Below are 12,542 nucleotides of genomic sequence, written 5' to 3' on the forward strand. Positions count from 1 at the left end.
TTGATACGAAGGGTTTCTGTCGATGATCGACCGCGCGGTACACGGCCGCGGAGCACCGCCAGCCGCGCGTAACCCCAATCACCGCAGTCGGCAACTGTCCGCAGCGCCCACCGCATGCGCTCTGCGGCTTCTTCCGGATGCTCACCGAACTCGTACGCGACCTCGGCTACGCAGCCGGCGACCCGGCGGCGCACGAGCTCGCCAGCGATTGCCCGGCGCACCTGCTGGCGATCGGGATGCCGCGACGGCTGTAGCGCCGACGCGAACAGAGCTTCGGCGAGCAGCACGGTCCGGTACCTCAGCATTGCGTCACCTCCTCACTGCCGGCCACGCACCGCGATCCCCCGTGCGCCCCCACCGAACCGTCCCGCCACGGCAGATCGCGGCCGAGGACGGCGTACGGTAGCGGGTCGCCGGGATAGCGCAGCCCGCGGCGCAGGTCACGGAATCCCATCCGCCGATACAGCCGCCACGCCCGCGACCGCCCCTCGGTCGTCTCCGCCGTCGACAGCACCACCGTCCGCGACCCGGCCGATGACAGCATGCCCCGCAGCATTGCCTCACCCAGCCCTCTGCCCTGGCAGGCCGGGCGGACCTGAAGCTCCGACACGACGAAGGCGTCGTCGAGCCACCGCCTGCGATCGGCGACGACCGGCATCGCATCGGCCACCCAGTCCCGCCACCACTGGCCGGGCCGACACCGATAGCCGTAGCCGAACCCGACGATGTCGGCCAGCGGCCCCAGAACGGCCACCGCCCGGAACCCGGGCATCGTCAGGTGTTCGATCAACTGCCGACGGCTGCCTTCCCGCATCGCCGGGCCATAGCCCATCGCCTCGGCAAGAACATCGACGGCCTCGTCCGCCCGGATGGCGAACTGCTCAGGCGTCCACATGACCAGGACGTCCCTCATCGCATCTGGCACCGGTACCTCCGACAGGTCGGGCAGTGGCGGCTGACCGTCGACCGGGTGAAGGCCACCGGGCGGCTGCCGCACGCCTCACAGACCAGCGACAGGACCTGCCGGTCACGCCTGCTGCCGGTGAACCAGGACGCGCCACGGACCACGCCGACGTCACCAAAGTGAATGGCGTCATCGAGGCATTGATCGCGTACGGGGCAGACGATGCAGCGTTGCACGGCTTTCTGCCACATCAGGCGGGACTCGAACCACGACGGGTCCAGCCCCCTGCATTCGGCTTGCTCCCACCACGACTGGTGGGGCTTCGTGATTTGTAGTGCCGTCATACTCCCCAATACGGGCAGGACCAGCCCGGGGGTCAGTTCAGATCGATCCTTGAAGCGCCCCGGGTTCGACGGAGGCGGTGATCATCGCGCGGGGGCTACATCGACGCGCAGAAGCGCACTCACACGGGCCCGTTGAATCCGTTCGACCCGCGGTCGCTGTGGTGGATGAACTGGCCGTCGCGGACATCGCGGGACCAGATCCCGTATTCGAGGGCGGCGAGGATGAGGTCGGTGTCGCAGCGGTCGGAGGTCTTCCACCCGACGATCCGGCGGGAGAAGGCGTCGCGGACCGCGGCCAACCAGAACACGCCTTCACCGCACGGGATGCGGTGGCATCGGCGACCCAGAGTCGGTTCGGCCCGGTCGCGGTGTTTGACGCAAGATCGCCGCTCGTAATACCGAGTGACGACGAAAGACCTGGGCAGGGACGGCTTGACAGGGCGTTTGTCCGAGGCGTACCCCTGATCGGCCTGCACATCTCACGAACCCGCCGCCCGTCGACGACCTGTTCGACCTGGCCTTCGAGGCGGCCGACGACGGCTGATTGGCGATCCCTGGTGGTAGCGGCCAGGAGATGGCGCGTCGAGGGCACGTCGCGCCCGTTGTGAACCAGGAGTCAGGTGCATCCGTAGCTACGTCGTGAACCTCGTTGACGTACTGCCAGAGGGGCTGCGGCGGCGGGTGGAACGGGCGGGTTGTGCCGGAGGCAACCGGCACAACCTTCCTCCCTCGCGGCCCTTCCGTCCCACGCCGCGACCTCGAATTCGCCGAGAACAAATGCCCCGATTCGCGCCTGCCTGCGCCTGGTCGTTGTCATCGTCCCGCACCCAACGCCAGCTGACCACCGGCATCCGGCACCGCCGGCCAAGACACCGGTCGAAGTCCGCCGAACCCGCCATGCTAATTCGTATTGGCATCGGAGCGGTGCTGACCGTGGACTGGTTCAGTCCCCGAAGGCTGCGGCGCCGCGAATCGATCGGTGCCGTCATTACCACCGCACGGGTGCCCATCCACTCATCCGGTCGGCGCTGGTGGCCTGCTGGTCACCGGTGCAGCGCTGGGGCCGGACACCTCTCATCCGGACTGGTCTGAGTCAAGTTGCTCGCCGTGCTGGGGTTTGCATCTTGTCGGCGTCTGGAACAGCCAACATCGACTAGATCTGAGCGAGCTGCTTTTGGGCCTCGCGTGCGATCTCCACTCGGTTGCGGACGTTGAGCTTCCTCAAGATGTGGGCGACGTGCGTCTCCACGGTGCGCCGCGACAGCACCAGCCGCTGGGCGATCTCCGGATTGGACAACCCCTGCACCAGCCGGCGGGCCACCTCGCGCTCGGCCGGCGTCAGCGCCTCCCAACCCGTGGTGACCTTGCGGTGAGTCGATCGAGATCCCCGGCGTACGCCAAACTGGCGCAGCCTGGACTCCAGCCGACGTAGGTCCGGCCAGGCGCCCAACTCCTGGTAGATCGTCACGGCCCGAGCGAACGCGGACCTGGCTTCCGACAGGTCGCCTCGGTGCCCCAACCGGACGGCGGCCTCCTGCAGCGCGAACGCCACCCGTGGCAGCGCATGGATGCTGTCGAAATACTCCGCCGCCGCCAGCAGTGGCTGCGGATCATTCGACACAAGTGCCTGGCAGACGTTTGCTGCCGCCACAACCTGTGGCGCCTCGCTGCTTTTGGCATCCAGGTCGGCGGCCCGGGCAGCCGCTGCGGCGAGATCGGTGCGGTCGGCGGCCAGGGCCAGCCGCACGAACTCCATCAGTGTCTCCCAACGACTGTATTGGGTGCGCTGGGAGTACTGCTCCTCCAGCCACGGGGCCATCAGCGCCACCGCCGCAGGGAGATCACCGTCGGCCTCAACCAGCAGTGCCTGCGCCTCGATCAACGACTGGGCGTTCAGGCGCAGCACTCCGCTCGTGTACTGGACGTGCGCCACCGAGGCCAGATAGGCCTCGGCCTCCTCTCGCTGCCCCCGCCGCGCATGGATCAATGCCGCCGCCCCACGCACCCGCAGCAGATTCTGAATGTGCCCGACGTCGCCCATCGCGTCCACATACAGGAGCGACTGGTCCCAATCACCCGTGTGCAGAAACTGCTCGGCCGCGACAAGCTGCGTTTGAAGGAGACGTGTGGTCGCACCAGCGCTCTCGGCGAGCGCCGACGTGGCCGACAGCGCCGTGGCGAACTCCCCGTACCGGTAGAGGTTGGTGAGCAGCGCCACCCGGTTGACCATGAGGAGAAGCCGAACATCCATCGACTCCATGTCGCCCCCGACAACCACGGAAAGACCGCGCTCGGCGAGCTCCAGCGCCTCGCTGTAGCCAGGCGCGTCAACCATCAGGGCCACCAACGCCCACCCGACCGAGACTGGGTCGTCGCAGGCCTCCCCCTCGCTGATCGCCAACTGGGCATGGACCCTCCCGTCCTCCCGTTTGTCGCTGAAGAGAAGATCGGAGGCGAGCAGGGCACGCAGTCGGCTGCGCCACGGCGGCACCAGGTCAGGTCGATCTAGCACCTCCGAGATGAGGGACCAGTCCCGCTCAGATTGACCGGACATACCGAATCCCCGCGCCAGGTTCCACGCCACTTCCCCGACAAGGGCTGGGTCCGACACGGTTCGAAGGGCCTCCGTGCCCAGAGCCACGAGGTCGTCCAGACGATGCTGCAACCGGAGCACGGTGGTAAGCCGGGCGAGGTAGACATCACGCCGCGGGTCACCAGGGTGGACAGCCGTCAGCGCTCGCCGGAGGAGATCCGCGGCGATCAGGGGTGCCGCGTACAACGCGGCCGCGGGCAGGTCGGCCAGCCAATCCAGCATCCATCCTTCGGGCCTTTCCGACGTGGCCAGGAGGTGTCTCGCGACCCGATCCCATGGGGCGCCCGCTTCCGCGAGGACCTTGGCCGCATGGCCGTGCATACCGTCGCGAACCGCCGCTGGCGTTTCCTTCTTCAGCACCTCGGCTATGAGCGGATGACGAAACGACAGCCCGGCGTTGGAGTCGGCGAGCACGCCAGCCTCCACGGCTTCGCTCACCGCATCGACCAGGGCGGGGACGGAGCGGTTCGACACCAACGCGAGGTCGTTCATCGAGAAATGGGTTCCGAGTAGGGCACAGCTGCGCAAGATTGCTCGCGTCGGCCGAGGAAGGAAGTCCAGTCTCCGGCTGATGGCGGCCGCCACCGACGCCGGCGGCTCGCCCTTCGGAGAGTCGAGCTCAGCGACATCGCGGGATACATGCACCTGCCCGTCCCGAACGAGGGCATTGAGCATCTCCCGCACGTACAACGGGTTCCCCCCAGCCTTGGCCAGCGCCTCGGTCAATTCCGGCCCCGGCGACGCGGACAGCAGCGCGGTGACCATCGTGGTCACGTCAGGTGGTGCCAGCTCGTCGAGTCGGATCAACGGCGCGGCCAGCCGATCGATCACGACATCACGTAGGCGGTCTACCTCCTCACGCCAGGGAACGGGGCGGCACGCGCTGATGAGCACGAGGGGCGCCTGACTAGCGATGCTCGTCAATCTGCGCCACACCCCGAGGCTGGCGACATCAGCCCACTGGAGATCGTCGATGGCCAGCACCACCGGTGCGTGAGTGGCCTCACGGTCGATCAACGCGAGCACTCGCTCGCTCGCTGCCAGCACCGCGTCTGTCCCGGAGCCGCGCCCTGCCAACAGCTCCGCGATCTCCGACCGATATTCGTCAACCGTGTGCCCACCGAGGTCAAGACACTCTGCTATCACCTGCAGCGCAAACAACTGGGTCAGGCTGTCGGCCGTCCCGTGGAAGACGCGCATGCCTAGGAAACGTGCATGCGCAAGCCCGGCGTTGAGCACCGCGGATTTGCCGATCCCGGGCTCGCCTTCGATCCAAACCCCTCCGCCGCGACCCTCGGCAGCGTCACGGACAACACCGCGCAGAACATCGAGCTCCGCCCCGCGCCCGATGACCTCATCGCCACTCATTACGGCATCGTACGCAGAGCGGCTATGGGCGGCCGTTCGCAACCATTGCAGTTGCAGGCGGTATCCGGCCGGACACGAACATGCCACCGTTCGTACCCGAACCTGAGCCACCCCCGCTTCATGGAGCTTTTTGATCATCTGATGGCCGTGGGGAGGAAGTCGTCCGAGCCAACCAAAGAAGTACCCCGATGAGCTACGCCAGCGCGTTGTGCGCTTGTACCTCGATTCGGACCCGAAGCCGGTCATCCGGCGCCTGGCCGAGCAGCTGGGCGTGCATCACGAGGCGTTGCGGAGCTGGATCCGTCAGGCCGAGCCCGACGCCGGTGAGCGTCACGACCGGCCCACCAGCGAGATGGCCGAGGAGAACCGGCGGCTGCGCAAGGAAGTCGCCGAGCTGCGGCGGGCGAACGAGATCCCAAGAGGGCATCTGATCCTGCATAGGGAAGATATGCAGCACGTGAAACCCGGTGCGGCTGCGGCGGGGCACCACCTCCACATCGACACCCACGCGGGCGCCGTGGGCCGCCCGCCACGCGGTCAGCACCGGCTCGATCAACGCCCACCGCTCATCCGACAAGTCCGACCGATATCCACGCCGCTGCACGTCCACGCCGCGATCAAAGAGGCCCTCTAAAGGATCCACCCGACCGGCCGGGGCGACGGGTGGTGGTCACCGGTACGTCGGCGCCTGCTCGCGCATGACGTAGAGGCCCCGCTCCACGTCCACGAGCAGGATGCCGTGTGGACCGTAGATGACAGCCGTGACGTCATAGCGGTACTGATGGAACGTCCGCTTCGCCTCCACGTTGCGCTCGTTGACCTCGCTCATCTCGGCCGCGTGGGCTTCGCCGTCCTCGCGATCGACACCGAGGCCGTCGCCGTTCCAGCCGAGCTTCTTGATGCCGGCGGGAGCGCCACCCTGCGGGCCGAACGAGAACTCCCAGCCCGAGGACGAGTCGCCCTTGTTGATCGGGCCCGCCTCGTTCTGCTGGTATCGCCGGGCCTTCTGCTCGAAGGCCAGCGGTCGGCCATCCTTGTCGACATAGATCTCTGCCCGCCGGATGTTCAGCCCGAGAGTGATGCCGGCGCCCGGAACCTGGTAGCGGTGTTCGAGCAGCGGCTCGATGCGAGATCGCAGCATCATCTCGGACGCGTGGTGCGCCATCAAGCGGTCGAAATCGCTGCCATCGTGCACGCCAGGCACTCTCCAGGCGCCGTCGGTGCTCAGGTCCAGGCCCTGACGCAGCCGTGGCGGTTGGGTGGTCAGCGCCGCCCAGCGTTCGAATTCCCGGGCCGCCCGGTTCAGCCGCCACGGATGGACGTTGCGGTCATTGATCAGGTCGTTGTTCAGGTCGTTGTGCAACCGAGGCGGGGTGGGGCCGGACTCCACCCATCGAGGTACCGGCCGGCCGGCGCCGGTCAGGGCCGGGGCCGGAGCCGGACCCAGCCCCTGCCAACTCCCCGGCTGTTCGGCCGTCGGCCGGGTCAGGTACCGCGGCACGATGAGCCGGACGTCCCCAGCGACCTGAATCTGCTCCTGCCAGCCGATCCCGGGGAGGTTGTGCCAGAGGTCGCGGACCGACCGTTCCAGGTTCGGCTGCCACAGGCCGGCGAGCCAGGCGCCACCGAACAGCACGTTGCGCGCTGAATCAAGCATGATCGTGACCGCTTGGGGCAGCTCCGTCGTCAGCGTCATCTCGATGGTGAAGTCCAACGGGTACTCGAACTCGTGCGACTTCTTGGGTCCGGTCCGGAAGATGTCCTTGGACTCGGACTGCATGCCGCGTTCACTGGACTCCGAGGTCTCATGCCCGTAGTCACCATGCCCGCCGAGGACCCTGCCCTGATCGTTCCACGCGCCACGGCCGGAGAAGGTGACCTCCCCACCCCACGACCATCCGGAGGTGTCCGTGTTGGACTGGGCGTCGTGCGTCTCGCCACGCAGGGTGAGGCTGACCTGCTCCCGCGGGCGGTCGCTCGACGGCGCGGCGGACGGGGTGGCGCTGACCCGCACCCACAGGTATTGCGTGGTGTGGTAGGGCGTGGGCACCGGGAACCAGCCGTACACGCCCTGGCCGGACAGCGGAAGGTACTGCGGCTCCAGGTTGCGGGAGGAGAACCGTTTCACCAGCGCGCGCCGCAGGTGGTCGGGGATGCCCTCGCCGGAGGCGAACAGGCCACGCTGTCGCAACCGCTGCAGGATCGTGTCCAGCACGGCGTTGGCCCGCAACCGCTCGGGGTGCCCCACGGCGGGCAACAGCTCAGGGTCGATGATCTCGCGCGATGACGCCGAGTCCGGCGCCGGTGTCCGGGGACGGTCCAGCCCCAGATCCTCGGCCGCACGATCGGTCGCCAGGAGATCCACCGCGTCGTCGACGTCCAGATAGAGGGGAGCGGTGGCCGTGGTCTCGCCGTCCTTGGTGCGCAGGGCGGTGACCTCGAAGACCACCCGGCCGTGATAGGCGTGGACGACGTCGTTGTAGGTGGCCCGGGTGATGTCGATGGCGCCGTAGTCCTTGCCGTCCGAGCCGCCGAACGAAACCCCACCCTCGACGTACAGGCCGCCGCCGACACGGCCGCGCTCGTGGGCCTTGTCCGAGTCGCCGCTGTCCGAATCGCCCTTCTTCGCGGTCGTTGCGTGGTTGAGATACTGACCCCCGACACCGGCCTTGCCGCCGAAGCTGAGCTCGTTGCTCGTCCCGGCGGCGTGACTGATCGCCGACTGCCGGTACTGCTCGAGTTCGACACCGTTCGCGCTGTCGATGCCGTCGCTGCTGTACTGGTATTCCAGACCCGCCGCGAAGAACCGCTCCCGGACCCGGATGACCTGCTGGTACCCGTCGTGGCCGGGCAGTTGCAGCTCCCACCCGTGCTCCTCGACCGCCTCCGGGAACCCACCGGCCAGTTCCGTGCTGGCACCGAGATCGAAGATCGCGTCGGGCCAGTTCATCGGCTCGTTGAACCACTCGTCGGAGAGACCGTTCAACTGCTGGTACAGCCGCGCCGCGGTGGCCGGCAGCTCGGGTACGTGCCGGAAGGCCGCATACAACCCGGCGCTGCCCTGGACGTCCAACGGCAGGTGCGGCGGTCGGTCAACCGGTGCCCACGCGGCCTCGGGTCGCGGGTTCGGGCGGGTCACGCCCGCGCCGTCGAGCTGCGCCGGCGTAATGGCCCGCTCCTCGCCGGTGCGCGGATCACGCGGCACATGCTCGACCGGTACCGCGATGTGGGTCGCCACCTCGCCGCCACTTCCAGCACCGATCAACCAGGTCTCGCGGGGTCCCCAGCCGCTGTCCGTCTGCTCGCGGATCATGACCTCGAACACCGTGCGGTAGCGATGGTCGACGACGTCTCCGACGGTCTCGGTCCGGCGGTACTCCTGTACCACCTGGCTGAGCTCGTGCTCGCTTGCTCGTGCGTGCTCCGCCGTGACGCCGAGCCGCGGGAAGAACACCCTCCCCTGGTGTTCCGTCCCGTTCTCCGGCGCCTGCTCGTTCTGGTCGGACTGCTGGCTGCTGCCCGACACCCGGCCACCCCACCGGCCGCTGAGGCTGCCCTCGGTCGACCGGGAACCCGACGTGGTGGCTCCGGTCAACGCGCGGGCATTGACCGTCATCGGGTATTCCGGACTGTCCAGCAGTTCCCTCCGGTGCTCGGTCACCATGACCTGGTACCGCTCGCGGCCGACCCGCACGGTGAACTTCTTTCCGGCCTGCGTCCGCGTCGGATCGGCCTCCATCGCGGCCCGACCCACCTTCGCCAGGATGGTGCGGCGCGCCACGGCGCCGATATCGGCGCGCCCCGACTTCTGTCGCAGCACCGACTGCACCAGGTCGGCGACCTGTTCTGCCCCGGGCATGTTCGCCGCGATCCCCAGCCCCTGGCCGCGCCGCATGGCCAGCGCCAGCGGCTCCCGGGGGGCCGGGCCAGCGGGAGGCACGTAGGAATGCCGCGCCTGCGGCGCCCAGGGCAGCGGCGGCGACAACCAGTTGCCGATGTCGCCTGCCGGCGCCGGAGCCGGTGGGGGGGCCGCGACGGCCGGCGTGATCAGCGCCCGCGGTCGTCCGGTGCCCGGCCCACCGAATTCAGGGGTGAAGACCGCCCCGAAGACGCTGCGCTCGAACTGCTGCGCCTCGCTCAACGGCACGCCCAGCTCCCCGGCCACCTGCCGGGTCACCGGTACCACCGAAGAATCGCCATACGTGGTCAACGTGACGTCGAACACCACCCGGTAACGAGCCTGGTCTTCCTTACGGTTCAGCACCGTGTGGTTCAGGACCTTGCCGCCCACCTCCAGCGCGGACTCGCGTTCGGACTCGCCGCCGAAGCCGAACGAGAAGGCGCCGGTCACCCTGTCGGCGGCCTCCTCCCGGCCACTCGGGTCGGTCGCCGCGTGGGTCAGTCCGAGAAGCGCCGCGTCCGCCGCGAGGCCGGTGCCGCTCGTACCCGACACCTCCTCCCCGGAGGTCGCGATCACCCCGAGGTCGTCCCGTACCGTGACGCCCTCGGTGATCTCCACCAGCTGCAACTCCCGCATGACCGCCCTCGTGGCGACGTAGCCGCGGAACCTGCCGACCGTGAGCCGCTCGTCGATCGTGTCCGTCATGTCCCCGTTCGACAGCATCCACCGGCTACGGTTGCGGGTCGTCCGCTCGTTGAGCAGTTGGCGGGTGACCTTCGCGGCGACGCCAGCCGCGGTGTCGGCCGGCAGGGCGGCCGCCAATACCTGGTGCCAGCCGGTCACGAGTGGGGTCAGGTCGATCGCGTTGAGCACGTCGCGGGCCTGCGGCGTCGACCGCGTCGGCGGCTCGGGTGGCGACGGCGCGAGCTGGGCTGCCCGGTTCGGCGCGGCGCTGCCGTTGGCGTACAGGGTCGGCAGGGAGATGTCGAGGAGGCCGTTCTCGGCCGGCACCGACGGCCGTCCCCACTCGACGCCGTTCACGAAGACCTGGAACGACACCCCGCTGGTGAACGACGTCGAGGCGGTCACGAACATCTTCCGGCCCCAGATGACCCGGGTCTCCTGGGACATCGCGTGTTGGCGATCGCCCTTGATCGACAGCGTGGGGATGCCCGCGATCAACCTGGACGCTCGCCCGGTCGAGATGTCGAAGGTTTCCTCCAGTCCACCGTCGGACTTCCGTCCGCTGGACACGGACGTGCCGTTGCCGACCTTGGTCGAACCGAAGGAGACTCCGAACACCCGCGGGCCCCTGGCATTCCCGGCGGGTGCCGGTCGCGGATCGTGCGGCACGGGACGGATCCACACCAGCCGGCCGCCCGCACTGAGCGTCTCTCCGGAGAACAACGCCTGCTCCCAGCGCTCACGGTGTTCCTCGACGGCACGGGGGTCCCGCTGGTCCGGTGCCGTCAGCAGCGTGTGCAGCGCCGCCGACACCCGCGCGCGGATGGCCGCCTCCTGGGTGGCGGTGCCCAGGTCCAGCCGGTCGGTCGTGCCCATCTCGATGTCGTCGGCTGCCCCGGTCGACCACCCTGACGGCAGGTCGTCCATCAACTGTGCAACGGTCTCCGTCACCTGCTGCGGCGTCAGGTGCCGCACCGCCGAGACGGTCAGCTCACCGAGGGCACCGTCGGCGAAGTACCACGGCGTTGCCGGCTCGGGCTCCCTGGCCTTCCCCTTGGCCGCCGCCCCAGTTGCGTTGGCCTGATCCCGCTCCTCGACCGCACGCTCCCAGACCGTACGCGCATCGGACGCCGCATTCCGGGCGCGGTCGAGCCGCCCCTGGGAGCGTGCGACGTTCCGCTCCAACCGGGTCCGTTCCGCCGTACGCGCCGCCGCGTCGACCGCGTCCGCCAGCTCGGCCTGACGCCACGTCTCCGCCTGCCGCTCCGCGTTGTCGGCGTCCCGCCGCTCCGCCTCGACGCGCTCGCGTTCCTCCTCGACCGCCCGCAGGTCGGCCCGCTGCCGCTCGTCCTCCTGCCGCCGCGCGTCCTCGTCCGCCCGTACCCGTTCGGCCTCCGCCAGTTCGGCTTCCTGCCGGCCCTCCTCCCACCGCCGCTGCGCCTGCTCGGCCAACTGGTCGTCGGCGCGCTGCTCGTCCTGCCGGACCTTCGCCGCCTCCGCGGCCAGCTCGCGCTCCCGGGCGCGCCATTGCGCTGCCGCGGCGGCCGCGCGCCGTTGCTGCTCCCGCTCCGCCGCCAGGTGCTGCTGCCCGGGGTCCTGGTCCGCCAGCTGTCGCTGCGCCTCATCCGCCGCGGCCTGCGCCTCCTGCTCCTGGCGCCGTTGCTCCTGCCGGTCGGCCTCTGCCTGCGCGGCATCGCGTACTGCCTTCCGGACCGCCAGCGCCCGCTGTACGCCCTGCCACGTGTCCCACCGCTCCTGCTCGTCTCTCCGGGCCTGTTCGCGTGCCGCCGCCCGCTCGCGTACCTCCTGGCTCGCCACCAGGCGCTGCGCCGCCCGGGTAGCTGCCTCCTGCCGGGCCACCTCCCGCTCATCGGCCCGCTGGGCCGCGAGCTGCTCGGCAGCCTCCCGCGCCGCGTCCCGCTGCCGGATCCGCTCCGCCGCGCGGTCCGCCGCCGCTGCCCCGCCGGCCCGCAACCCCTGTAGGCCGTCCGTCCACTGCTGTACCGCCGTCCGCCAGTCCGCCTCCCGGGTGGCGGCGTCCTGCTCCAGCGCCTGTCGCCTCCGGTCAGCCACCCGCACGGCCCGCCCCAGCAACTGGTGCCCGCGCCGTTCCACTGTTCCGCGCTGCCGTTCCAGCTCAGCGACCCGGTCCTGGGCCCTGGTGAGCCGCTCCCACGCCGCACGCTCCACCGCTTGCGCGGCATTACCGCTGGCAGGCGTCTCACCGCCGTTGGTCGGGGTCTCATCGGCGCTGGTCGGGGTCTGCGTCACGCGCGCCGGTGGCACGGCCGCGCGGGCGTCGACCTGGCGCGCCAGGGCCTCCCGAGCGGTGGACAGCTCGCTCCGCGCTGCGGCGAGGTCACTCTCGACGGCAGCGGTCGTGTCCCGGATGCTGGCCAGTTCCCGGGTCAGCCGTTCGACCTCCGGCGGGTTCCCGACCGGCGTCGCCTCCACGTCGCCGCCCTTGCCGTCAATGCTGCTGCCCGTCGCGGGTGACGCGGGGCCGCTACCCCCGTCCACACCGGCCAGATCCACGGCGTCGACCGGGCCATCCACGGAGCCGGCTTGGGGGCCCCATTCCATCGCCGCCGGCCGACCAGGCAACGAACCGGGCGACAGGTCCAAAGACTCAGACTCAAACTCCGACTCCGAGCCGGACGGCTCTGACCCGGACGACTCAACCGGCCGCGCCAACGTGGGAGCCACGAACGGCTCCTTCACCGCCAGAAACTCGCTGATCTCCCAGTC

6 protein-coding genes and 2 pseudogenes are annotated in these 12,542 nt (G+C 69.6%); 1 reads left to right on the top strand and 7 read right to left on the bottom strand.

Translation table 11 applies throughout. From position 1 onward, the window contains the following. From ACZ6Q9_RS33885 to ACZ6Q9_RS33905, 5 genes are all read right to left on the bottom strand, one after another. Positions 1 to 287 (bottom strand): hypothetical protein (locus tag ACZ6Q9_RS33885; RefSeq protein ID WP_393271172.1); only part of this gene is annotated, 287 nt, incomplete at its 3' end. Positions 288 to 298: 11 nt separating this feature from the next. After that, positions 299 to 913 (bottom strand): GNAT family N-acetyltransferase, encoded by a 615-nt coding sequence (locus ACZ6Q9_RS33890; RefSeq protein WP_393459276.1) that lies wholly within the window; start codon positions 911 to 913, stop codon positions 299 to 301. After that, the gene (locus ACZ6Q9_RS33895) at positions 910 to 1,248 is read right to left on the bottom strand and encodes a WhiB family transcriptional regulator (protein WP_396831385.1); all 339 of its coding nucleotides are present in this window, start codon (positions 1,246 to 1,248) and stop codon (positions 910 to 912) included. Before ACZ6Q9_RS33895 ends, ACZ6Q9_RS33890 begins: the two co-directional genes overlap by 4 nt. A 119-nt stretch (positions 1,249 to 1,367) precedes the next feature. Further along, positions 1,368 to 1,724 carry a DDE-type integrase/transposase/recombinase gene (locus ACZ6Q9_RS33900; protein ID WP_393459261.1) on the bottom strand — a complete coding sequence of 119 codons (357 nt, stop codon included), beginning with the start codon at positions 1,722 to 1,724 and terminating at the stop codon, positions 1,368 to 1,370. Between the two features lie 677 nt (positions 1,725 to 2,401). Continuing rightward, positions 2,402 to 5,209 (bottom strand): ATP-binding protein, encoded by a 2,808-nt coding sequence (locus ACZ6Q9_RS33905; protein ID WP_396831382.1) that lies wholly within the window; start codon positions 5,207 to 5,209, stop codon positions 2,402 to 2,404. 208 nt (positions 5,210 to 5,417) lie between these two features. Here ACZ6Q9_RS33905 and ACZ6Q9_RS33910 point away from each other — a divergent pair. Next, positions 5,418 to 5,540, top strand: a pseudogene (locus tag ACZ6Q9_RS33910) (transposase); the annotation flags it as partial. A 189-nt stretch (positions 5,541 to 5,729) separates the two neighbouring features. Here ACZ6Q9_RS33910 and ACZ6Q9_RS33915 read toward each other — a convergent pair. Both ACZ6Q9_RS33915 and ACZ6Q9_RS33920 read right to left on the bottom strand, forming a co-directional pair. Continuing rightward, positions 5,730 to 5,813 (bottom strand): annotated as a pseudogene (locus ACZ6Q9_RS33915) (IS5 family transposase); the annotation flags it as partial. Positions 5,814 to 5,879: 66 nt separating this feature from the next. After that, positions 5,880 to 12,350: a hypothetical protein gene (locus ACZ6Q9_RS33920; RefSeq protein ID WP_396831381.1), complete on the bottom strand. Its 6,471-nt coding sequence runs from the start codon at positions 12,348 to 12,350 to the stop codon at positions 5,880 to 5,882. Between the last annotated feature and the right edge of the window lie 192 nt (positions 12,351 to 12,542).

It is taken from the genome of Micromonospora sp. NPDC049139 (assembly GCF_055586845.1).